The sequence below is a fragment of the Mycobacterium lehmannii genome, from assembly GCF_002245535.1.
Lineage (GTDB): Bacteria > Actinomycetota > Actinomycetes > Mycobacteriales > Mycobacteriaceae > Mycobacterium > Mycobacterium lehmannii.
The window spans coordinates 187,007-209,762 of sequence record NZ_NKCN01000002.1 but is presented as its reverse complement, the minus strand read 5'-3'; the positions used below and the strand labels follow the sequence as shown (position 1 = coordinate 209,762).

Sequence of the window (22,756 nt, the reverse complement as noted above, 5' to 3'; positions counted from 1 at the left end):
AGGCGCTTGTGCGGTGAAACCGGCCGTGGCGCTCTGACAGCTAAGGAATATCGATAACACCGTAGCGTTCGGCGAAGGGCGTCATCAATCGGGCCAGGTCACGGGCCACGTCGTGCCCCCGGGCGGGCGATGCGCTGGGGTCGGCTTCCGGCGGCATCGAGACGTAGCTCATCGCGAGCCGGACGATGGCCCTGGCCAGCACTCCGGCGTCCTCTTCGCTGGTCTTCACCCAGCTGTCGACGAACGTCTGCGTCAGCCGCCGACTGCAGTGGATGATGATCGGACCGCTGTCGGTGGTGATGAGCTGCAGCAGATCGGGCTTGGCCTCGCCGGTCAGCAACGAGATCACCAGCGGGTCGGCTGCCGACTCGGCGAAGAAGTCGCGGAAGCCCTGGCTGAACGCGGCGAAGACGTCGCCGACGTTGCCCGCGATGGCGTCGTCGATCTGGTCGACGAGCCGGTCGGCAAGGCGCATCGCGTACGCCTGCGCCAGCCCCTGGCGCGAGCCGAACTCGTTGTAGATGGTCTGCCTGCTGATGCCTGCCGCCTTGGCGACGTCGGCCAGGGTGATCGCCGACCAGTCGCGGGTGAGCAGCAGTTCGCGCATGCCGTCCAGAATGGAATCGCGTAGCAGCACCCTCGACGCTTCGGCGTACGGGATGCGCTGCGCGGTCCGGCGCGGGCTGTTCACACGCGCGAGACTATTCCTTTCCTCCATCGCTTCGCTCGCCCAGGCATCGTCACGGACGGGCGACCTCGACCATCTCGAAGTCGGACTTGGCCGCGCCGCAGTCCGGGCAACTCCAGTCATCGGGAATGTCGTCCCACCGTGTGCCCGGGGCGATCCCGTCCTCGGGCCAGCCCTTCTCCTCGTCGTACTCGAATCCGCACTGCACGCAGACGAACAGTTTGTAATCCATCTGTTGTTCCTCTTCTCGGGTTGGGGTCATACCGGTTCGAAGTCAACCTTCTCCCGCACGGCGCAATCGGGGCAGCACCAGTCGTCGGGAATCTCACTGAACGGCGTGCCGGGCGAAAAGCCCTCGCGCGGTGCACCTTTGGCTTCGTCGTAGACGTAGTCACAACCCGGGCAGCGGTAGGCGGTCACTGGACCGTTCCCGCGTACCGTGCCATCACCTTGTCGCGCATCCGCGGGTGGATGTTGACGCGGGCGATGTCGCCGTCGTAGTGGTCGAGCACCCGGTGGTCCATCACCTTGCGCCACAGCGGCGGGAAGTACGTCAGCGCGATCATCGACGCGTAACCGCTCGGCAGGTTCGGCGCACCCTCCATGCTGCGCAGCGTCTGGTAGCGCCGGGTCGGGTTGGCGTGGTGATCGCTGTGGCGCTGCAGGTGATACAGGAACAGGTTGGTCACGATGTGATCGGAGTTCCAACTGTGCGCCGGCGCGCAGCGCTCGTAGCGGCCGGACTCGAGTTTCTGGCGCAGCAGCCCGTAGTGCTCGAGATAGTTCACCGTCTCCAGCAGCGTGAAGCCGAACACCGCCGAGATGACGATGTAGGGAATCAAGGCCCAGCCGAAGACCGCGATCAGCGCACCGTAGAACACGGCCGACATCGCCCAGGCGTTGAGGACGTCGTTGGACCAGTGCCACTTACTCTTGCCTGCGCGCTCGAGCCGCTTGGCCTCCAGCTCCCACGCCGACCTCAGTGATCCGAAGACGCTGCGCGGCAGGAACTCCCAGAACGTCTCACCGAAACGGGCCGATGCGGGATCCTCGGGGGTCGCGACGCGGACGTGGTGTCCGCGGTTGTGCTCGATGTAGAAGTGGCCGTAGCAGGTCTGCGCCAGCGTGATCTTGGCCAGCCACCGTTCCAGCGAGTCCTTCTTGTGCCCCATCTCGTGGGCGGTGTTGATGCCGACTCCGCCGAGCAGGCCGACCGACAGCGCCAGGCCGATCTTGGCGGGCCAGCCCAGTCCCCCGTCGAAGCCGAGCCAACTCAGATCCGACGCGGTGAACAGATAGGCGCCGACGATCACGCTGGCGTACTGGAACGGGATGTAGGCGTAGGTGCAGTAGCGGTAGTACTTGTCGTTCTCCAACCGCTCCATCACCTCGTCGGGCGGGTTCTGCCCGTCCGGCCCGAACTTCAGATCCAGTGCAGGCAGCAGGATGTAGAGCAGGATCGGCCCGATCCAGAACGGCACTTGCGCGGCGGCGTGCCAGCCCCACTGGTTGAACGCCCACACCAGCGGCAGCATGACGAACAGCGCCGTCGGCGCGATCAAGCCCATCAGCCACAGGTAGCGCTTCCTGTCCCGCCACTGAGCGATGTCCGGTTCCGGTGTCGTCTGCGTGGTCATTGCCCGCCTCCTGGAGTGAGTGCCATCACGTCTTGAGTTTGACTATAAGGGCCAATTTGTCTGCTGTCTAGACACACGAGCATTGTTTGTAAAGCAATCTTGGCGCCCGACGTCGCGCGAGGGCTCCACCTTGTACGGTTTGAGCCCCCGATGGCGTACCAGGCGAGCGCTCGCGCAGGTGTGGCGGGCTACGCCGAGAGTGTCTGGCTTTCGCGGCGGCCGAGCACCGAGTGACGACGGCCGTACAGGAAGTAGATGACCACACCGACCGCCATCCAGATCAGGAAACGGATCCACGTCAGCGCGGTGAGGTTCAGCATCAACCACACGCACGCCACGATCGAGGCGATCGGCAACCACGGCACGCCCGGCACCCGGAAGCCACGCTCCAAGTCGGGCCGGGAGCGTCGAAGCACGATCACGCCCGCGGACACCAGCACGAACGCGAACAGCGTCCCGATGTTGACCATCTCCTCGAGCTTGCCGATCGGGAACACCGACGCGGTGATGGCCACCAGCACGCCGACGATCAGCGTGATGCGCACCGGCGTGCCGTGACGTCCGGTCTTGGCCAGCTCACGCGGAATCAAGCCGTCGCGCGACATCGCGAAGAACACCCGCGTCTGGCCGAGCACCAGCACGATCACCACCGTCGTCAGACCCGCGAGCGCACCGATCGAGATCACCTTTGCCGCCCAGTCGATCCCGTTGGCGCTGAACGCCGTTGCGAGGTTGGCCTTCTCCCCCGCCTCGCGCAGTTCGGTGTAGTGCACCATGCCGGTCAACACCAGGGCCACCGCGACGTAGAGCACCGTGACGATCCCGAGCGAGGCCAGGATGCCGCGGGAGACGTCGCGCTGCGGGTTCTTGGTCTCCTCCGCAGTGGTGGCCACGACGTCGAACCCGATGAACGCGAAGAACACGATGGAGGCGCCGGCCAACAAGCCGTACCACCCGTAGCTGCTGCCCTCGGCGCCGGTGATCAGCGAGAGCAGCGACTGGTCGGTGCCCCGTCCGCCTTCCCCGGGTTCGGCCGGCGGCACGAAGGGCGAATAGTTGGCCGCCTTGATGTAAAACGCCCCGACGGCGACCACGAGCAGCACTACGGCCACCTTGATCACGGTGATCGCCAGGCTGACCCCGGCTGAGAGCTTCGTCCCCAAGGCCAGGATGGTGGTGACGAACGCGATGATCAGCAGTGCGCCCCAATCCAATTGCACCACACCGAAATCCGCTGTCCCGCCGCCGAACTCGAACACCTCGCCGAGGTAACTCGACCACCCCTTAGCGACCACCGCCGACGCGACCGCGAACTCGAGGATCAGGTCCCAGCCGATGATCCAGGCGATGAACTCGCCGAACGTCGCGTAGGAGAACGTGTAGGCGCTGCCCGCGACCGGAACCGTGGAGGCGAACTCCGCGTAACACAGCGCGGCCAGCCCGCAGGCGATCGCGGCGAGGACGAACGAGATGGAGATCGCGGGGCCGGTGATGTTACCGGCGGTCGAGGCGGTGATCGTGAAGATGCCCGCCCCGATCACGACGGACACCCCGAACACGGTGAGGTCCCACCAGTTCAGGTCCTTGCGTAACCGGGTGTCGGGGTCATCGGTGTCGGCGATCGACTGCTCCACCGACTTCGTCCGCCGAGCCATCGCACGTCCTCCCGTTGGGTCCGTTCCGGCAATCTACCGAGTACCGTGCACCCAATGGGGCGGAGTTATAAACACGTGGCCGTCATCGGGGGCAGTCTCGCGGGCATGTGCGCGGCCCGGGTCCTCTCGGACGTCAGCGATCGGATCACCATCTACGAACGCGACGACCTACCCGATGATCCCGCCAACCGCGCGGCCGTACCGCAAGGCCGCCACGTGCATCTGCTGATGGCCCGCGGCGCCGCGGAGTTCGAAAGCCACTTCCCCGGCCTGCTCGCCGACATGGTCGCCGACGGGGTGCCGATCCTGGAGAACCGGCCCGACTGCATCCACTTCGGCGCGGCCGGCCACGTGCTCGGCACCGCACACCGGTTGCGCGACGAGTTCACCGCCTACGTGCCCAGCAGGCCGCAACTCGAATGGCAGATCCGCAAGCGGGTGAAGCACATCGACAACGTCGACTTCGTGCACGCCGGCGTCCTCGAACCCGTCTACGACGCCGCGCGGGAGCGGGTGACCGGTGTGCTGCTCGATTCGGGTCAGATCGTCGACGCCGATCTGGTGGTCGACGCCGCCGGCCGAGGCACCCGCCTGCCCGCGTGGCTCGAGAAGTGGGGTTACTCGCGGCCGGCCGAGGAAACGGTCGACGTCGGCATCGCCTACGCCAGCCACCAATTCCACGTCCCCGAGGGCCTACTGGCCGAGAAGGTGGTGGTCGCAGGCGCTTCGCGAGAACAACCGCTCGGCATCGGCATGCTGTTCTACGAGGACGGCAACTGGAACGTCACAGCCTTCGGTGTAGGCAAGGTGCCGCCGCCACATACCGTCGAGCAGATCCTCGACCTGGCCGACGAGATCCTGCCACCGCACGTGTCGTCCGCGCTGCGCCAGGCCACCCCACTGGGCGAGACCGCGTTTCACCGGTATCCGACGAGTCGGTGGCGCCGCTACGACACCCTGGAACGCTTCCCGGCAGGCATCATCCCGTTCGGCGACGCCGTGGTCAGCTTCAACCCGACATTCGGCCAGGGTATGACGATGACGGCGATCCAGGCCGGCAACCTGCGATCCGTGCTGGCGTCCGGCGATCCGGACGTGGCCGGTCGTCTCGCGAAGGCGACCGCCAAGACGACGTGGCCGGTCTGGGTGATGACGGCCATCGGCGACCTGACGCTGCACAACGCGACCGGCGAAGCCAAGTGGTGGTACAAGCCGGTCGGCGGGCTGTTCGATCAGTTTCTCGGCGCCGCGGAGACCGATCCCGTTCTCGCCGAATGGTTTCTGCGCCGGTTCAGCCTGCTCGACAGCCTCTACATGGTGCCGTCGCCGCGACTGGTGGGCCGCACCATCCGGCACAACCTGCGGCTGTGGCTGGCCGAGAAGCGCGCGGGCAAACAAGCGGTCATGGTGCCTCAATCGGCGTGAACCTCGCGCAAGCGGGTAATTTCGTGGCCATGACGGAGACGCGATGAGCGCGGGACTGTTCGGGCTTCTCGACGACGTCGCGGTGCTGGCACGGTTGGCCGCCGCATCGGTCGACGACATCGGGGCGGCCGCGGGGCGGGCGACCGCCAAGGCGGCGGGCGTCGTCATCGACGACACCGCCGTGACGCCGCAGTACGTTCACGGGCTGGCCGCAGAGCGCGAACTGCCGATCATCAAGCGCATCGCGATCGGCTCCCTGCGCAACAAGCTGCTGTTCATCCTTCCCGCCGCGCTGTTGCTGAGCCAGTTCCTGCCATGGCTGCTGACGCCGCTGCTCATGCTCGGCGCGACGTATCTGTGCTACGAGGGCGCCGAGAAGGTGTGGGGCCGTATCCGGGGCCACGACCACCATGCCGCGCCCGTCGCGGAGGTGGGCGAGGACGCCGAGAAGTACATGGTGACCGGCGCCATCCGCACCGATTTCATCCTGTCGGCGGAGATCATGGTGATCGCGCTGAACGAGGTGGCCGATCAGTCCTTCTGGCCGCGGCTGATCATCCTGATCGTCGTGGCGATCGTGATCACGATCGCGGTGTACGGCGTGGTAGCCGGCATCGTGAAGATGGACGACATCGGGCTACGACTGGCTCAACGCAGTTCGACGTTCGCGCAGAAGATCGGCCGCGGCCTGGTGGCCGGGATGCCGAAACTGCTTGCGGCGCTGTCACTCATCGGCACGGTCGCGATGCTGTGGGTTGGCGGCCACATCCTGCTGCTGGGAACCGACGAGTTGGGTTGGCACCTGCCGTACGGCTTCGTGCACCACCTCGAGGAGATCGTCCGCGATGCCGTGGGCGGCATCGGCGGCGTGCTGGCGTGGCTGGTGAACACGGCCGCGTCGGCGGTCATCGGCCTGGTGGTCGGCGCGATCGTCGTCGCGGTGGTGCATGTGTTGCCGTTCGGCCGCCGCCCCAAGGAGGACGCGGCGCACTGAGCGTTAGATGCCGACCGTGGCGCGGAAAAGCTTCGTCGGTTCGGTGGCCGCCAGCCGGATCGGCCCCTCGTCGGCGGGAACCCACGCCGCAGATCCCCGGGTCAGCGTGACGGTGCCGCCCTTGGCGTGCACCACCGTCGAACCCTCGGCGCACAGCAACAGCTGCGGACCGTCGTGCCGCGTGGGCGCGTCGATCTCGTAACCGAGCCTCTCGGCGTCGATGTCGAGCACCGACAGCGAAAACTCCTGAGCCGGGGTGCGGTACACCCATTCGATGCCGTCTTCGACGTTTTCGGGCCGGACCACCACGTCTTCGGCGGGCGTGAAGTCGAGCACCCGCAACAACTCGGGGACATCGACGTGCTTGGGCGTCAGCCCACCGCGTAACACGTTGTCGGAGTTGGCCATCACCTCGACGCCGACGCCGCTGAGATAGGTGTGCAGGTTACCCGCGGGCAGGTAGATGCCTTCGCCAGGACTCAGGGTGATGCGGTTCAGCAACAGGGACGCCAGCACACCGGCGTCACCGGGATACCGTTCGCCGAGTTCAAGCACCGTCTTCGCCTCGGCCGCGAATTCGTCTCTGCCCGAACACACGTAGTGGATGGCCCCGTCGATCACCGCGGGCACCAGAACATCGAGATCGGGTTGGGGCGCGGTGATCCAGGTCGTGAACAACGCGCGCAGTCCGTCGCCGTCCGGTTGGCCGGAGAGCAGGTTGACGAACGGATCAAGATCGCTGACCTCGAGCGCACGCATCAACTCAATGGTTCGGGGCACCGGCCGGAAACCGGCGAGCGCCTCGAACGGCCGCACGGCCACGATCAATTCGGGCTTGTGGCTGGGGTCGCGGTAGTTGCGGTTGGGCGCCGAGACCGGGATACCGAGCCTGTTCTCCCGTTCATAGCCCTCGACCGCCTGCTCGGCGCTGGGATGCGCCTGCAGCGACAGCGGCTCGTCAGCGGCCAGCACCTTGACCAGAAACGGCAGCGCCTCGCCGAAGCGCGCGCAGACCGCCGCGCCCAACTGCCCCTCGGGATCGTCACGCAGCGCATCCAGCAGCGAAAGCTCACCGGCTTCGGTCTCCAACATGGCAGGGTCACCGGGATGGGCGCCGAACCAGAGCTCGGCTTCGGGATGTGCTGTGGGACTGGGCTTTCCAGTGAACTCGGCAATGTCGGTGCGCGAACCCCAGGCATAGGTCCGCACCGCTCCGCGTAGCAAGTGCACTTGGCTAACCTCGAACTAGTTTCAGGTAGACGGCGGTCATCTCCAAGCGGACGGCGAGCATGGCCAACTGTTGCTCCATGCTGCCCGCCGCCGTCGACGCGTCCGGCACCGCTGCTGCCTCCGGCAGTTCCGGCACGTCCTGGGCGCTGATCACATCGACATCGTCCAGATCCGCGGCCCGGGCGGCGACGATCGGCTGCTCGGCATCGGTGGTGAGCACGAATGTGCGCATCCGCCGGGGAAGCGGACCGTCGATCTGTTCGTCGTGGAACATCGACTGCTCCCGGTCCGCCGCCGACGTGCCCCCCATGCCGCCGCGCAGCACGACGAGCGCATCGGCGAAGCCGGCGGCGGCGACGACCCGATGGGCGACGCGCAACATGGTGGCCGCGCAGTGCCGGGCCAGCGCCAGCGTCGCCGCGCTGTCGCCGGCCAGCACCACTTCGCGCTCCGACATCCGTTCGGCCAGTGTCTTGGCCGGATTGGTGAACAGCTCTCGGTTCGCGCTGTTGCGAAGCGCCTCGGCGTCGAGTTCGTCGGCCATCGCGTCGAGATCGACGTGCATGGTGGGGTCGACGACGTCGAGGGTGGCCAGGCCTGCGGCGAGGTAGCGAACGAACCCGAACTCATCGGGCACCCACACCCTGGGCGACAGCACCGCCGCCCGACCGGCCGCGACGTCGCGCAGCGGCCCTTCATACGGCGCGGCGACCACGATGCGCGCCCCGCGGCGCACTCCGGTGGCGGCCGCGTTCACCAGAGCGGGATCGCCCGGGTCGTCGCCCGCGACGACCAAGACATCCAATGGGCCGATCCACGGCGGCACCTCGGAGGCGACGACGATGGGTGCGGCCACCGATCCGCCCCATGCCGAAGCGAGCAGCGATCCGGCGGTTTCCGCATTGCCGCGACCGGCGACCCAGATCACCGTCCGCGGTGTCCCGTCGGTGCGCAGAGAATCGAGTTCGCCCTCCGCGAGCGCGGCGGCGGTGGCACGCACCTGGGCGCCCGCCATCGACGCGGCGCGCAGCTGGCCGTCGCGGTCGGCGCCGAGCAGTGCGTCGACGTCGTCGAGGTCGATGATCGCGGCCGAAGGAGACGGCCCGGTGGTCACGTGACCACCTCGGAGTTGGACGGGAGTCGCCCACGGACGGTGTCGGAGACCTGTCCGACGATCCGGTCGACCTCGTCGGTGGTGCGGGCTTCGACGTTGAGTCGCAGCAGCGGTTCGGTGTTGGACATGCGCAGGTTGAACCAGGTGCCCTCGCCGAGGTCGACGGTCACACCGTCGAGGTGGTCGATGGAGTGGATCCGGTTGCCGAACGCCTTGAGCACCTCGTCGACGCATCGCTCGGCGTCGGTGACGGTGAAGTTGATCTCGCCGGACGCCTCGTAGCGCTGGTAGTCGGCCATGATCTCCGACAGCGGCCGGTCTTGTTCGCCGAGCGCGGCCAACACGTGGAGGGCGGCCAGCATTCCGGAGTCGGCGCCCCAGAAGTCGCGGAAGTAGTAGTGCGCCGAATGTTCTCCGCCGAAGATCGCGCCGGTCTCGGCCATCAGCGCCTTGATATAGGAATGCCCGACGCGGCTGCGAACCGGCGTACCGCCGCGCTCCGTCACCAGTTCGGGCACTGCCCGCGAGGTGATCAGGTTGTGAATCACCGTGGCGCCGATCTCCCTGCCGAGTTCCCGCGCGGCGACCAACGCGGTCACCGCTGACGGCGAGACCGGATGCCCTTTCTCGTCGACGACGAAACACCGGTCGGCGTCTCCGTCGAACGCCAGGCCGATATCGGCGCCGGTCTGCACGACGAAGGCCTGAAGATCGGTCAGGTTCGCCGGATCCAGCGGGTTGGCTTCGTGATTGGGGAACGTGCCGTCGAGTTCGAAGTACAGCGGCGCCAGCGTGATACCCGAGATCGGCCCCAGCACCGCGGGCGTGGTGTGGCCCGCCATGCCGTTGCCCGCGTCGACGGCGACCTTGAGCGGTCGCAGGTCGGCAAGGCTCACCAGCGAGCGCAGGAACTCGCCGTAGTCGGCCAACACGTCGCGGTCGTTGATCGTGCCGTGCGCACCGTCGTAGCCGGGGACGCCGGCGATGACCTCTTCGGCGATGGTCGACAGGCCGGTGTCCTTGCCCACGGGTTTGGCGCCGGCGCGACAGAGCTTGATGCCGTTGTAGGCGGCCGGGTTGTGGCTCGCGGTGAACATCGCGCCGGGGCAGTCCATGAGGCCCGACGCGAAGTACAGCTGGTCTGTCGAGGCGAGTCCGATCCTCACCACGTCGAGGCCCTGGGCGGTCACGCCATCGGCGAACGCGTCCGCCAGTGCGGGTGAGCTGGCCCGCATGTCGTAGCCGACGACGACCTGCGAGGCGCTGTCTCGGACGAGGCGGGCGAAGGCGCCGCCCACGTCGGCGACGAACGACTCGTCGAGTTCCGTACCGACCAGGCCGCGCACGTCATAAGCCTTGATGACGCGATGAACCGCCGCGGCGGGCCGGGACATTAGGACTCCTTGTGACACGGACTACTACTGGCGCCAGCCTAACGGTCCGGACAGACGTGCACGTCGGCTAGTCGGTGGGGTCCGGCAGCACCCGCAGATGGCCGCGGCGGCGGCCGTTGGACTCGGGTCGCCTGGCAGGCGGCGCCATCAGCGAGCCGCCGGGTGCACCGGTGACGGGGTCGGAGAACCCGGTCGCCATCCGGTTGATCGGCGGAGCGACGTCGCGCCCCTCTCGGACCGCATCGGCCAGCGCGACGAGGTCGTCTTCGTCCGGATGTGAGGGCAGCGGGCCGGCGTGCCGCACCAGTTCCCAGCCGCGGGGCGCGGTGACGCGGCCGGCGTGCACGACGCACAGGTCCCATGAATGCGGTTCGGCCACCGTCGCGAGGGGGCCGACGACCGCCGTGGAGTCGGCGTAGACGAATGTCAGCGTCGCGACCGCATAGTGCGGACACCCGGGCCGGCAGCAGCGACGGGGAACGTTCACAGCGGAAGGCTATCGTGGCCGCACTCCGCATGCCGCCGGACACGCGCAGCCTGCCGACGGCCGATCTCGAACCGTTACGATCCAGTTCATCGCGCACGAAAGGAGCACCCAAGCGGTGGCCAAGCGTGGACACATGCGCGCGCGCCGGGGTCGCGGGATGCGCGGGCCCTTACTCCCCCCGACCGTGCCAGGCTGGCGCAGTCGCGCCGAGAGGTTCGACATGGCGGTGCTGGAGGCCTACGAGCCGATCGAGCGGCGTTGGCAGGACCGGCTGGCGACACTGGACGTCGCGGTGGACGAGATACCACGCATTGCGCCCAAGGATCCCGACAGTGTGCAGTGGCCGCCGGAAGTGATCGCCGACGGGCCGATCGCGCTGGCCCGGCTGATCCCGGCGGGCGTGGACGTCAGGGGGAACGCCACACGCGCGCGAATTGTGCTGTTTCGCAAACCAATCGAGCGGCGGGCCAAGGATTCAGTCGAGCTCGAGGAGCTGCTGCATGAAATCCTGGTGGCTCAGGTCGCCACATATCTGGGCGTCGAGCCTTCCGTCATCGACCCGACGATCGACGACGACTGATCTCGCGGCTCAGATGATTCCGCGCTTGAGGCGGCGACGCTCGCGCTCGGACAGGCCGCCCCAGATACCGAAGCGCTCGTCATGCGCCAACGCGTAATCCAGGCAGGCGTCGCGCACCTCGCAGCCCTGGCAGATGCGCTTGGCTTCGCGCGTCGAGCCGCCCTTCTCCGGAAAGAACGCCTCGGGGTCGGTTTGGGCGCACAGCGCCTTCTCCTGCCAGAGTTCGTCCTCCGGTGTCAGTGCCGGCGCCACCTCGATCGGGTCGGGCACCAAACTCAGTTGGGGACGCCGGGGCGTCTCAACCGGTGCCGGTTCCGAATGGGCGTGCGGCGCGCTGTCTACTGAGCCGAAGACTCGGCTGTCGAACCGAACCAGACGATCGAAATCGCCGTACTCAAAAGACATCTTCCGCCTCCTCACCTGGTCTCGTTGATCCCCTATAAGTGGCCCGCAGAGATGCGGAACACTTCCAATTCGAACAAGTGATCGAATCTCGGTCTGCGGCACCGGAACCGGATGGCCTACCGGGAAATGACACTGCTGTGATTACACACGCGTCAGTCGCCCTGGTCAAGCTCTAGAACAGGAATTCATACCATTCCGTGATCGAAATACGGCGAGTCGTGACCTCGGCGTGTCCATCACACTCCCGCCCACCGGCCCGGGCCGCCGCTCCTGCCCGTACCGAATTCGGTTGGACGGCCTACGCTCGGTCGATGTGAAGGTCACCGTACTGGTCGGCGGCGTCGGCGGCGCCCGCTTCCTGCTTGGCGTGCAACATCTGTTGGGGCTTGGGCAGTTTGGTGGCGCCAAAGGTACTGCTGGGACTGATGATACTGCTGAGCACGAATTGACTGCAGTGGTCAATGTGGGTGACGACGCGTGGATGTTCGGCGTGCGGATCTGTCCGGACCTCGACACCTGCATGTACACCCTCGGCGGAGGTATCGATCCCGAACGCGGCTGGGGACATCGCAACGAAACCTGGCATGCCAAGGAGGAACTCGCGGCCTACGGCGTGCAGCCCGACTGGTTCGGCCTCGGAGACCGGGACCTGGCGACACATCTCGTGCGCAGCCAGATGTTGCGCGCGGGCTATCCGCTGTCGCAGGTGACCGAGGCGCTGTGTGCGCGATGGGCCCCCGGGGCCAGGCTGCTGCCCGCCAGTGACGACCGGAGCGAAACCCACGTCGTCATTACCGATCCCGGACCCGGCGAGTACGCAGGCGAGAAACGTGCCATCCACTTTCAGGAGTGGTGGGTGCGATACCGGGCGAAAGTACCAACGCACAGCTTCGCTTTCGTCGGCGCCGAAAAGGCCACTGCCGGACCCGGCGTCGCCGAGGCCATCGAAGCCGCCGACGTCGTGCTCATCGCGCCGTCCAACCCGGTGGTGAGCATCGGCGCGATCCTGGCCGTACCCGGTATCCGCGGCGCGCTGCGTTCCACACCGGCGCCGGTCATCGGCTACTCCCCGATCATCGGCGGAAAGCCGTTGCGCGGCATGGCCGATGAATGCCTGTCGGTGATCGGCGTGCCGAGCACGTCCGAAGCCGTGGGCAAACACTACGGCGCGCGCTCCGGTGTCGGCATCCTCGACGGCTGGTTGGTGCACGAGGGAGACGGCGCGGCGATCGACGGTGTCGACGTGCGTGCGGTGCCACTGCTCATGACCGACCCCGAGGTCACCGCCGAGATGGTTCGCGCCGGAATGGATTTGGCAGGCGTGAAGCCATGAGCGGCGGCGACCCCGGCTCAACGGCGCCCCCGAGCGGCGACCATGGCTCGGCCGCCGCGGTGGAGCTGCTGCCCATTGCGGGGTTGCCCGAGTTCCGCCCCGGCGACGACCTTGCCTCGGCGATCGCCGAGGCCGCGCCGTGGCTGCGTGACGACGACATCGTCGTGGTCACCAGCAAGGTGATGTCGAAGTGCGAGGGCCGCATCGTCGATGCGCCGATCGACCCCGAGGAGCGCGACGTGCTGCGGCGCAGGCTCATCGACGCCGAGGCGGTCCGCGTGCTGGCGCGCAAGGGCCGCACGTTGATCACCGAGAACGCGATCGGGCTGGTTCAGGCCGCAGCTGGTGTCGACGGCTCCAACGTCGACTCCGCCGAACTCGCGCTGCTGCCAACCGATCCCGACGCCAGCGCCGCGGCACTGGCGTCCGCGCTGCGCGAGCGGCTCGGCGTGACGGTCGGCGTCGTCGTCACCGACACCATGGGCCGGGCCTGGCGCAACGGGCAGACCGACGTGGCGATCGGCGCGGCCGGCGTGACCGTGCTGCACGGTTACGGCGGTTCGGTCGACCGGCACGGCAACGAACTGATCGTCACCGAGATCGCGGTGGCCGACGAGATCGCCGCGGCAGCGGATCTGGTGAAGGGCAAGCTGACCGACATCCCGGTCGCGGTGGTGCGCGGGTTACGGCTGCCCGACGACGGTTCCACCGCGCGCCGGCTGGTGCGGGCGGGCGAGGAGGACCTGTTCTGGCTCGGCACCGAGGAGGCCATCGCGCTCGGCAGGAGTCAGGCGCAGCTGTTGCGCCGATCGGTGCGGCAGTTCACGGCCGAGCCCGTAGATCCGGAGCTGGTGGAATCCGCTGTCGCCGAGGCCCTCACGGCGCCGGCGCCGCATCACACCCGACCGGTGCGGTTCGTGTGGTTACAGGATCCCGCCCGACGGAAGGTCCTGCTCGATCGGATGAAGGACAAGTGGCGCGCCGACCTCACCGCCGACGGGCGTGCCGCCGACGCCGTCGAGCGTCGCGTCGAACGCGGCCGGATCCTCTACGACGCACCGGAGGTCGTCATCCCGTTTTTGGTGCCCGACGGCGCGCACGACTATCCGGACGCCGACCGCACGGCCGCAGAGCACACGATGTTCACCGTCGCGGTCGGCGCGGCGGTGCAGGCGCTTCTGGTGGCGTTGGCGGTGCGGGGTGTCGGGAGCTGCTGGATCGGGTCGACGATCTTCGCCCCCGACATCGTCCGTGAGGAGCTCGACCTGCCCGAGGACTGGGAACCGTTGGGCGCGATCGCGATCGGCTACGCGCAGGACGGGCCGCCGTCCGGCCCGCGGCCTCCCGTGCCGACCGACGGACTGCTGGTGCGCAAGTGAGCCTGCACGCATCAGCGGTGGAGGTGCTGAGCCGTTGGCGCGCACCGGATCCCGCACAGGACACCCTGCGGCACGCGGTGTTGGCGTTCTTGGCGGCCCGACCCGACGGTTGCCTGCGTGAATGCGTCGCGGGCCACGTCACCGGGTCGGCCCTCGTGCTCGACCACACCGGGACCCACGCACTGCTGACACTGCACCCCCGGTTCGGGCGATGGCTGCAACTCGGCGGGCATTGCGAGCCGACCGATCCCGATGTCGTGACGGCCGCACTGCGAGAGGCCACCGAGGAGTCCGGCATCGGTGGTCTCACGATCGACCCGACCATGGCCGCGCTGCACGTCCACCCCGTCACGTGCTCGCTGGGGGTGCCGACGCGTCACCTCGACATGCAGTTCATCGTCCACGCGCCCGCCGACGCCGAAATCGCCATCAGCAACGAGTCTTTGGACCTGCGGTGGTGGCCGTTGGACGCGCTGCCCGAGGATTGCGATTTCGGTCTCACACAGTTGGCGGCGGCCGCCCGCGCCAGGTGATTTCGGTGTCATCCGTTGCGCTCAGCGCAACCAACGACACCGAAATCGCGGGCTAGACGTCGGTCGAGAACCGGATCCCGCCGTCGGGAATCGTCACCCCCGGCCACACCCGTGCACCGCGCAACAGCTCGCAGCGGGCACCGATGTCGGCGCCGTCGCCGATCACACCGTCGCGGATCAGCGCGCGCGGGCCGATGCGGGCACCGAACCCGACGATCGAGCGTTCGATCACCGCGCCGGCGCCCACCCGCGCGCCGTCGAAGATGACCGCGCCGTCCAACCGTGCGCCCCCGGCGATCTCGGCGCCGCGACCGACCACCGCGCCACCAATCAACAGCGCCCCTGGTGCGACGCTGGCGCCGTCGTGCACCAGCTTTTCCCCGCGGTGCCCGCCGAGCGCAGGCGACGGCGCGATACCGCGTACCAGATCCGCCGATCCCCGTACGAAATCCTCCGGTGTGCCCATGTCGCGCCAGTAGGTGGAATCGACGTAGCCGCACACCCGGAGCCCGTCGGAAAGCAGGCCCGGGAACACCTCGCGTTCGACCGAAAGCGCCCGACCCTTGGGTATGCGCTCGATCACCTCGCGCTTGAACACGTAGCAGCCGGCGTTGATCTGATCGGTCGGCGGGTCTTGGGTCTTCTCGAGGAAGGCGGTCACCATGCCGTCGGAATCGGTTGGCACGCAACCGAACGCCCGAGGGTCACCGACACGCACCAGGTGCAGCGTCACGTCGGCGGCGTTGTCCTCATGCGAGTCCAGCAGCGCGCGAAGGTCGGCACCCGACAACACGTCGCCGTTGAACACCAGCGCGGTGTCGTGGCGCAGCTTCCCCGTGACGTTGGCGATGCCGCCGCCGGTGCCCAGCGGTTCGGTCTCGACGACGTATTCGATCTGCAGGCCGAATTTGGATCCGTCGCCGAACTCGGACTCGAACACCGCGGCCTTGTACGACGTGCCCAGCACGACATGCTCGATACCGGCCTCGGCGATGCGCGACAACAGGTGCGTCAGAAACGGCAAGCCGGCCGTCGGCAGCATCGGCTTGGGCGCGGACAGGGTCAGCGGCCGCAGCCGGGTGCCCAAGCCACCGACGAGGATGACGGCGTCGACGTGTGCGGGATTCACTTGCGCCGTCCTTTCGCCCGGTTGCGTCGTGAGTTGCGGACCACCAGGCCCGCACGTGCGGCGAGCGAGCTTCGGATCGTCCACCGCAGCGGACCCTGCCACCACCTGGGGTATCGATCCGCGAGGAAAGTGTAGGTGCTGGTGTGATGGGCGGCCAAGTTGCGCGCGGGGTCCTTGCCGGTCGCGTGACCCTTGTCGTGCAAAACCTCGGCCGCCGGCACATACACGTTCTGCCAGCCCGCCCGCGAGAGTCGATCACCGAGGTCGACGTCCTCCATGTACATGAAGTAGCGCTCGTCGAAGCCCGAGATCTCCTCGAACGCGGACCGGCGCAGCAACAGACACGATCCCGACAGCCAGCCGACGGCGCGTTCGCTGGGCTCCCGGCGCTCCTGGCGGTATTCGGCGGTCCACGGGTTGGACTTCCAGAACGGCCCCACGACGGCGTGCATCCCGCCGCGCACGAGGCTGGGCTGGTGCCGCGCCGACGGGTACACCGCACCGTCCGGGTCGCGGATCAGCGGGCCGAGCGAACCCGCGTGCGGCCAGCGGGCAGCGGCCTCCAGCAGGATGTCGATGCTGCGCGGACCCCACTGCACGTCGGGGTTGGCCACGATGAAGAAGTCGTTGTTGTCCGACTCCGTCAGGTACTCCGCGACTGCGCGGTTCACCGCGCTGCCGTATCCGAGATTGCCGCCGGTGGGCAGCAATCGGACGTTGGGATAGCGTGCGAGCGCCTCTTCGGGTGCGCCGTCGGTCGAGCCGTTGTCGGCCATCACCACTGTCACCGGCCGGTCGGTGGCGTGCGACAGCGTCGCCAGGAACCGGTTGAGGTGTGGACCCGGCGAGTACGTCACAGTGACGACCACCAACTCGTCACTCATGTGCCACCCGTTCCGAACTCACGGCGTCGAGGGTATCGGGCCGCCACGCCCGTACCGCGACAGCGCATCCGCGAGCGCCTCGCGCCACGGTCGCAGCGGGGTGAGGCCGGCATCGGCGGACCGCCGGCCCGACAGCGCGGTGTACGTCGGACGCTGCGCGGGCCGTGGGTTTTCGGCGCCGGCGACGGGCCGCACCCGCCCGGGGTCTGCGCCGACGGCCTCGAAGATCGCGCGCGCCTGGTCGTAGCGGCTGGCCTCCCCGTCGTTGGCGGCGTGCAGCACCGGTGCACTGATCGCGCCGTCGGCGATCTCCAGCAGCGCCGCGGCGAGGTCACCGGCGTAGGTCGGGGATGCGGTCTGGTCGGCCACCGCCTCGACCGTGTCGTCGCCGGCCGCCTTTCGGCGCATGGTCGCGGCGACGTCCGTACCGTCGCCGCCTTCGTACACCCACGACGTGCGCACGACGTGCGCGCCGGGCAGGGCGGCCAACACCGCCCGCTCCCCAGCGAGTTTGGTGCGGCCGTAGACGTTCACCGGCGCGGTCTCTTCGTCGATCTCATACGGGCGGCGCGCTGTGCCGGAGAACACGTAGTCGGTCGAGATGTGGATCAGGCGGGCGCCGACGGCCGCGCACGCCCGCGCGAGGTGAGCCGGTCCGTCGGCATTGACCGCGTGCGCACGGTCCTGTTCGGTCTCGGCCGCGTCCACGTTGGTGTACGCGGCGCAGTTGATCACCACGTCACTGGATTCGATGACACGCTGGGCGGCCGCCGCATCGGTGATGTCGAGCTCCGACGACGTCAGCGCCAGCACCTCGCGGCCCTGCTGGCGGGCCTGAGCTGCGAGAACCCGACCGACCATGCCGCCTGCACCGGGAATGACGATCCGGCCCGGCCCGCGAGAAGTCATGGTCACGAGTCTGGCACGCCGAGGCGCGCTACCCGCTTCGTGCCCGTCTCGCCAGTAGCCTGGGCTGATGCCCGGTCGAATGCTCCGTGTCATCGCCGTGTCCGCGGCCTTGGCGATCGTGGTCGGTACGGGCGTCGCGTGGGGCAAGATCCGCTCGTTCGAATCCGGCATCAACCACATCTCGTCGATCGCGCTGGGCGAGGGCGGCGAAGACGGCGCGATCGACATCCTGCTCGTCGGCATGGATAGCCGCACCGACGCGCACGGGAATCCTCTATCCCAGGAGGAACTGGCGACGCTGCGGGCGGGCGACGACGAAGCCACCAACACCGACACGATCATCTTGATCCGCGTCCCCAACAACGGAAAATCCGCGACCGCCATCTCGATCCCGCGCGACTCCTATGTCGAGGCACCGGGCATCGGCAAGATGAAGATCAACGGCGTATACGGCTCGGAACATCTCGAGAAGATGACCGAGCTCGTCGAGCAGAAGGGCGTGGACCCGGCCGAAGCCGAACCGCAGGCCAAGGAAGCCGGGCGCGAGGCCCTGATCAAGACGGTGGCCAACCTCACCGGCGTCACCGTCGACCACTACGCCGAGATCGGGCTGCTGGGCTTCGCGTTGATCACCGACGCCCTCGGTGGCGTCAACGTGTGCTTGAAAGAGCCCGTGTACGAACCCCTTTCGGGAGCCGACTTTCCTGCGGGCTGGCAGAAGCTCAACGGTCCGCAGGCGCTGAGCTTCGTCCGGCAGCGCCACGATCTGCCACGCGGCGACCTCGACCGGGTGACGCGCCAGCAGGCGGTGATGGCTTCCCTTGCGCACGAGGTGATCTCCGGTAAGACGCTGTCGAGTCCGGCCACCTTGAACCGGCTGCAGGACGCCGTGCAGCGCTCCGTCGTGCTCTCCGACGGTTGGGACGTCATGCAATTCGCCGAGCACCTGCAGAAGCTGGCCGCGGGCAACGTCGCGTTCGCCACCATTCCGGTGCTGCAGGAGAACGGCTGGAGCGACGACGGGATGCAGAGCGTCGTGCGCGTGGACCCCAGTGAGGTCAAGAGCTGGGTCGAAGGCCTGTTGCACGATCAGGGCGAAGGAAAGACCGAGGAGATCGCCTACACGCCCGACAAGACCACCGTCGAGGTGGTCAACGCCACCGAGGTCAACGGCCTGGCCGCCGCGGTGTCGCAGGTGCTGACCAACAAGGGGTTCACCCCCGGTGCGACGGGCAACCACGAGGGCGACCCGGTGGCCACCACCCAGGTTCGCGCCAACAAGGCCGATGACCTTGGCGCACAGGCTGTCTCGAAGGACCTGGGCGAGTTGGCGATCGTCGAGGACCCGTCGGTGGCCCCGGGGCACGTTCGCGTGGTGCTGGCCGACGACTACACCGGTCCGGGTTCGGGCCTGGACGGCAGCAACGTTCCGACGCTGACCACCGGTTCGGTGGCCGTCGGTTCGACCGAGACCGCTCCGCCCCCGTCGCCGATCCTGACCGCCGGATCCGACGACCCGGAGTGCGTCAACTAACGTCGACGAGCGTGACGACCGTCAGTGGGGCAATCCTCGACCCGCTCATGGCCTCGGACCCCGCAGGCCCCCGCATCACCTACTACGACGACGCAACCGGCGAACGCATCGAGTTGTCCACCGCCACGCTCGCGAACTGGGCCGCCAAGACCGCCAACCTGTTACGCGATGAGTTGGGCGCAGGCCCGTCGTCTCGCATCGCGGTCCTGCTGCCCGCACACTGGCAGAGTGCCGCCGTGTTCTTCGGTATCTGGTGGATCGGTGCCGAGGTGGTGCTCGGGGACGCTTCGGTGGACTCCGCCGACGTCGCGCTGTGCACCGCGGACCGGTTGGCCGAGGCCGACGAGGCCGTCGGGATGGGCAGCGGAATAGGCGAGGTCGCGGTGCTGTCGCTGGATCCGTTCGGCAAGCCCGCGGCCGATCTGCCGGTCGGTGTCACCGACTACGCCACCGCGGTGCGGGTACACGGCGACCAGATCTCACCGGAGCGCATGCCCGGCCCCGCGCTCAACGGCCGCGGCGTCGACGAGGTACTCGCCGCGGCCCGCCAGTCCGCCGCGGCACAGGGTTTCACCGCATCCGACCGGGTGCTGTCCAGCGCCGGATGGGATACCGCCGACGAGCTCGTCGACCACATGCTGGCCGTCTTCGCCGTCGGCGCCTCGCTCGTGCAGGTGGCCAATGCCGATGCCGCGCTGGCCGACCGCCGCAGGGCCACCGAGAAGGTCACCAAGGGCTGAGAAGTCGTTCCGGCGAAATGGGGCTTTCGCCGACGCTGAAGCCCCCGCAGTGCCACGCTGGAGGGCGTGATCGGCCGGCGCGAATTCTTCGTGCTGTCGGCGGGCGTGGCGGCCGCCGTCGTGGGCGGCTGTTCGTCGAAGACGCCCGAGCCCGCGTCGGCCGATCGGGCCTCGGGGCCGGGGTTCGACATCACGTTCACCCCTGCCGAAGTTGACGTCGACCTCGGCGGAGTCACCGTCCGCACCTGGGCGTACGGCGACCGGGTGCCCGGCCCGGAGATCCGGATCCGCAGAGGCGACAGGATGCGCGCACAACTGGACAACGGGTTGCCCGCCCCGACCACCATCCACTGGCACGGTCTGGCCATCCCCAACGCCATGGACGGCGTGCCCGTGTTGACGCAGCCCGCCGTGCCCGCGGGCCAGTCGTTCACCTACGACATCGTCGTGCCCGACGCCGGGACGTACTGGTACCACTCCCATGAGGGCACCCAACTCGACCGCGGGCTTTACGGCCCGCTGATCATCGAAGACCCCGCCGACGGCGCCGACTACGACGACGAACTCGTCGTCGTGCTCGACGATTGGGTCGACGGCACCGGCCGCACCCCCGACCAGGTCCTTGCCGAACTGAACAAGGCGGGCATGCCGGCGATGCCGAACATCCCGGACGCCGGCATCACCCCGGCCACCCCGCTCGGCGACGACGGCGGCGACGTCACCTACCCCTACTACGTCATCAACGGACGGGTGACCGCCGATCCGCAGGTCGTCGATTATCGTGCCGGACAACGCATCCGGCTACGTGTTATCAACGCCGGTTCGGACACCGCGTTCCAGGTCGGCGTGCCCGGACACCCGCTGCGGGTGATCGCGACCGACGGGTTCCCGGTCGAGTCCAGGCAGGCCGATTCGGTCATCCTCGGGATGGGAGAACGGGCCGATGCGATCGTCACCCTGCAGGCGTCGGCGCCGGTCATCGCCGCGGCGTACCGCAAGGAGGGCTACGCGCGGCTCGACATGCGCGTCAACAACAAGGCAGGCACGGGCAACATCGACGACTACGTCGCGACGCTGCGGACTCAGCCTCCGCTCGACACCGCGACGCTGGCGGCCACACCCGAGGTGAACCTGCCCGACCGCGCCGCCCAGCAGGTCATCGACATGCGGTTGGCCGGTCCGGTCGACGGCTACAGCTGGACGATCAACGGAAAGCGCTACGACCCGCCCCGCGACGGATACGCGGTCACACGTGACCAGCGCGTGCGCATCCGCTATGTCAACGAGTCGAAGATGTTCCACCCCATGCACTTACACGGCCACACGTTCCAGGTGATGGGGGCCGACGGCCCGCGGGCCCGCAAGGACACGGTGCTCGTCGCGCCGCTGCGCACCGTCGACATCGACTTCGACACCGACAACCCCGGGCGGTGGATCACCCACTGCCACAACACATATCACCTCGAAGCGGGGATGGGCACCTTCATCGAGTACACCTGAGCGGGGCCTATTTCAGCAGCGCGCGGGACATCACCACGCGCTGAATCTGGTTGGTGCCCTCGTAGATCTGGGTGATCTTGGCGTCGCGCATCATCCGCTCGACCGGGAAGTCGGTGGTGTAGCCGTAACCGCCGAACAGTTGGACCGCGTTCGTGGTGACCTCCATCGCGACATCGGAGGCCAAGCACTTCGACGCCGAGGAGATGAACCCGAGTTCGGACTCACCGCGTTCGGCCCTGGCGGCGGCGGAGTACACCGTCAACCGCGCGGCCTCGATCTTCATCGCCATGTCGGCGAGCATGAACTGCACCGCCTGGAAGTCGGCGATCGGCCTGCCGAACTGTTTGCGCTCCTTGACATATGCGATCGACGCGTCGAGCGCGCCCTGCGCGATGCCGACCGCCTGCGCACCGATCGTCGGCCGAGTGTGGTCCAAGGTGGCCAGCGCGGTCTTGAAACCGGTGCCCTCCTCGCCGATGATCCGGTCGGCGGGGATCCGGCAGTCCTCGAAGTACAACTCCGTGGTGGGCGATCCCTTGATGCCCATCTTCTTCTCCTTGGCGCCGATGGAGAAGCCGGGATCGTCGCGGTGCACGACGAACGCCGAGATGCCGTTGGCCTTCTTGTCGGGATCGGTCACCGCCATCACCGTGTACCACGTCGACTGGCCGCCGTTGGAGATCCAGCACTTGGCGCCGTTGAGCACCCACTCGTCGCCCTCACGGCGGGCCCTGGTGCGCATCGATGCGGCGTCGCTGCCGGCCTCACGCTCGGACAGCGCGTACGACGCGACGGCTTCACCGGCGGCGATCGACGGCAGCACCTGTTTCTTGAGTTCCTCGCTGCCGCGCAGCAACAGACCCATGGTGCCCAGCTTGTTGCAGATCGGGATCAGCGACGACGACGCGCACACCCGCGCGACCTCTTCGATCACGATGCACGCCGCGATCGAGTCGCCGCCCTGACCGCCGTACTCCTCGGGGATGTGGATGGCGGCCATCCCCGACGAGGTCAGCGCCGCCAGCGCCTCGTCGGTGTAGCGCGCCTTCTCGTCGACGTCGGCCGCGTGCGGGGCGATCTCCTTCTCGCAGAGGTCGCGCAGCACCGCACGCAGTTCGTTGTGCTCGTCGGAGAGCTGAAAGAGGTCGAATGACGGGTTGCCGATGGCCATGAAAAACTCCTTGCTACTCGCCGGTAACCCTACTC

At 68.0% G+C, this 22,756-nt stretch carries 23 protein-coding genes; 9 read left to right on the top strand and 14 right to left on the bottom strand.

Going from position 1 to position 22,756, the window contains the following annotated elements:
* Positions 1-40: 40 nt before the first annotated feature.
* From CEX87_RS03465 to CEX87_RS03445, 5 genes are all read right to left on the bottom strand, one after another.
* Complete coding sequence (locus CEX87_RS03465) at positions 41-718, bottom strand: TetR/AcrR family transcriptional regulator (protein ID WP_094285978.1); 678 nt, start codon at positions 716-718, stop codon at positions 41-43.
* Between the two features lie 22 nt (positions 719-740).
* Complete coding sequence (locus CEX87_RS03460; protein ID WP_064394752.1) at positions 741-920, bottom strand: rubredoxin; 180 nt, start codon at positions 918-920, stop codon at positions 741-743.
* Between the two features lie 26 nt (positions 921-946).
* A complete protein-coding gene (locus CEX87_RS03455) occupies positions 947-1,108 on the bottom strand; it encodes a rubredoxin (protein WP_064394753.1) in 162 nt (53 codons plus the stop codon).
* Positions 1,105-2,325 carry an alkane 1-monooxygenase gene (locus tag CEX87_RS03450; protein WP_064394754.1) on the bottom strand — a complete coding sequence of 407 codons (1,221 nt, stop codon included), beginning with the start codon at positions 2,323-2,325 and terminating at the stop codon, positions 1,105-1,107. The genes CEX87_RS03455 and CEX87_RS03450 overlap by 4 nt, the downstream gene beginning before the upstream one ends.
* A 188-nt stretch (positions 2,326-2,513) precedes the next feature.
* Positions 2,514-3,980 (bottom strand): amino acid permease, encoded by a 1,467-nt coding sequence (locus CEX87_RS03445; protein ID WP_064394755.1) that lies wholly within the window; start codon positions 3,978-3,980, stop codon positions 2,514-2,516.
* Positions 3,981-4,034: 54 nt separating this feature from the next.
* Between CEX87_RS03445 and CEX87_RS03440 the strand changes: the two genes are divergently transcribed.
* Together CEX87_RS03440 and CEX87_RS03435 are read left to right on the top strand one after the other, a co-directional pair.
* A complete protein-coding gene (locus CEX87_RS03440) occupies positions 4,035-5,405 on the top strand; it encodes an FAD-dependent oxidoreductase (RefSeq protein ID WP_064426889.1) in 1,371 nt (456 codons plus the stop codon).
* A gap of 43 nt (positions 5,406-5,448) precedes the next feature.
* A complete protein-coding gene (locus tag CEX87_RS03435) occupies positions 5,449-6,399 on the top strand; it encodes a DUF808 domain-containing protein (protein ID WP_064417285.1) in 951 nt (316 codons plus the stop codon).
* 3 nt (positions 6,400-6,402) lie between these two features.
* Here CEX87_RS03435 and manA read toward each other — a convergent pair whose 3' ends face one another.
* The 4 genes from manA to CEX87_RS03415 all read right to left on the bottom strand — a co-directional run bounded on the left by manA (position 6,403) and on the right by CEX87_RS03415 (position 10,624).
* Positions 6,403-7,629, bottom strand: a complete 1,227-nt coding sequence (gene manA, locus CEX87_RS03430; protein ID WP_064394758.1) for a mannose-6-phosphate isomerase, class I — start codon at positions 7,627-7,629, stop codon at positions 6,403-6,405.
* Between the two features lie 4 nt (positions 7,630-7,633).
* Positions 7,634-8,743 (bottom strand): hypothetical protein, encoded by a 1,110-nt coding sequence (locus CEX87_RS03425; RefSeq protein ID WP_064394759.1) that lies wholly within the window; start codon positions 8,741-8,743, stop codon positions 7,634-7,636.
* Positions 8,740-10,137, bottom strand: coding sequence for a phosphomannomutase/phosphoglucomutase (locus tag CEX87_RS03420; protein WP_064394760.1), 1,398 nt, complete (start codon positions 10,135-10,137; stop codon positions 8,740-8,742). The genes CEX87_RS03425 and CEX87_RS03420 overlap by 4 nt, the downstream gene beginning before the upstream one ends.
* A 67-nt stretch (positions 10,138-10,204) precedes the next feature.
* Positions 10,205-10,624 carry a DUF3499 domain-containing protein gene (locus tag CEX87_RS03415; RefSeq protein WP_064345814.1) on the bottom strand — a complete coding sequence of 140 codons (420 nt, stop codon included), beginning with the start codon at positions 10,622-10,624 and terminating at the stop codon, positions 10,205-10,207.
* Between the two features lie 157 nt (positions 10,625-10,781).
* On the opposite strand from CEX87_RS03415, the gene CEX87_RS03410 reads away from it, so the two are divergent.
* Positions 10,782-11,204 carry a metallopeptidase family protein gene (locus CEX87_RS03410; protein ID WP_064394761.1) on the top strand — a complete coding sequence of 141 codons (423 nt, stop codon included), beginning with the start codon at positions 10,782-10,784 and terminating at the stop codon, positions 11,202-11,204.
* Positions 11,205-11,213: 9 nt separating this feature from the next.
* On the opposite strand, the gene CEX87_RS03405 is transcribed toward CEX87_RS03410, so the two are convergent.
* Positions 11,214-11,483 carry a WhiB family transcriptional regulator gene (locus tag CEX87_RS03405; RefSeq protein WP_174523632.1) on the bottom strand — a complete coding sequence of 90 codons (270 nt, stop codon included), beginning with the start codon at positions 11,481-11,483 and terminating at the stop codon, positions 11,214-11,216.
* 439 nt (positions 11,484-11,922) lie between these two features.
* Here CEX87_RS03405 and cofD point away from each other — a divergent pair, with 439 nt between their 5' ends.
* From cofD to CEX87_RS03390, 3 genes are read left to right on the top strand one after another with little or no spacing between them, the layout of a single operon-like run.
* Positions 11,923-12,942: a 2-phospho-L-lactate transferase gene (cofD, locus tag CEX87_RS03400; protein ID WP_064394763.1), complete on the top strand. Its 1,020-nt coding sequence runs from the start codon at positions 11,923-11,925 to the stop codon at positions 12,940-12,942.
* Positions 12,939-14,321, top strand: coding sequence for a coenzyme F420-0:L-glutamate ligase (locus tag CEX87_RS03395; protein ID WP_094285976.1), 1,383 nt, complete (start codon positions 12,939-12,941; stop codon positions 14,319-14,321). The genes cofD and CEX87_RS03395 overlap by 4 nt, the downstream gene beginning before the upstream one ends.
* Positions 14,318-14,854 carry an NUDIX hydrolase gene (locus CEX87_RS03390; protein WP_094285974.1) on the top strand — a complete coding sequence of 179 codons (537 nt, stop codon included), beginning with the start codon at positions 14,318-14,320 and terminating at the stop codon, positions 14,852-14,854. The genes CEX87_RS03395 and CEX87_RS03390 overlap by 4 nt, the downstream gene beginning before the upstream one ends.
* Before the next feature lie 52 nt (positions 14,855-14,906).
* On the opposite strand, the gene manB is transcribed toward CEX87_RS03390, so the two are convergent.
* Genes manB through rfbD form a run of 3 tightly spaced genes read right to left on the bottom strand, consistent with a single transcriptional unit; the run spans position 14,907 to position 17,776 of the window.
* The gene (gene manB, locus CEX87_RS03385; protein WP_064394765.1) at positions 14,907-15,983 is read right to left on the bottom strand and encodes a mannose-1-phosphate guanylyltransferase; all 1,077 of its coding nucleotides are present in this window, start codon (positions 15,981-15,983) and stop codon (positions 14,907-14,909) included.
* Positions 15,980-16,867 carry a glycosyltransferase family 2 protein gene (locus CEX87_RS03380; RefSeq protein ID WP_094285972.1) on the bottom strand — a complete coding sequence of 296 codons (888 nt, stop codon included), beginning with the start codon at positions 16,865-16,867 and terminating at the stop codon, positions 15,980-15,982. Before CEX87_RS03380 ends, manB begins: the two co-directional genes overlap by 4 nt.
* A gap of 18 nt (positions 16,868-16,885) precedes the next feature.
* Positions 16,886-17,776 carry a dTDP-4-dehydrorhamnose reductase gene (rfbD, locus tag CEX87_RS03375; RefSeq protein ID WP_094286212.1) on the bottom strand — a complete coding sequence of 297 codons (891 nt, stop codon included), beginning with the start codon at positions 17,774-17,776 and terminating at the stop codon, positions 16,886-16,888.
* Between the two features lie 67 nt (positions 17,777-17,843).
* On the opposite strand from rfbD, the gene CEX87_RS03370 reads away from it, so the two are divergent.
* The 3 genes from CEX87_RS03370 (at position 17,844) to CEX87_RS03360 (ending at position 21,550) form a co-directional block, all read left to right on the top strand.
* A complete protein-coding gene (locus CEX87_RS03370) occupies positions 17,844-19,310 on the top strand; it encodes an LCP family protein (RefSeq protein ID WP_198957145.1) in 1,467 nt (488 codons plus the stop codon).
* 11 nt (positions 19,311-19,321) lie between these two features.
* Positions 19,322-20,050: a TIGR03089 family protein gene (locus CEX87_RS03365; protein ID WP_094285968.1), complete on the top strand. Its 729-nt coding sequence runs from the start codon at positions 19,322-19,324 to the stop codon at positions 20,048-20,050.
* A 66-nt stretch (positions 20,051-20,116) separates the two neighbouring features.
* Positions 20,117-21,550 carry a multicopper oxidase family protein gene (locus tag CEX87_RS03360; RefSeq protein ID WP_094285966.1) on the top strand — a complete coding sequence of 478 codons (1,434 nt, stop codon included), beginning with the start codon at positions 20,117-20,119 and terminating at the stop codon, positions 21,548-21,550.
* Between the two features lie 7 nt (positions 21,551-21,557).
* On the opposite strand, the gene CEX87_RS03355 is transcribed toward CEX87_RS03360, so the two are convergent.
* Complete coding sequence (locus tag CEX87_RS03355) at positions 21,558-22,721, bottom strand: acyl-CoA dehydrogenase (protein ID WP_066810387.1); 1,164 nt, start codon at positions 22,719-22,721, stop codon at positions 21,558-21,560.
* Positions 22,722-22,756 lie beyond the last annotated feature (35 nt).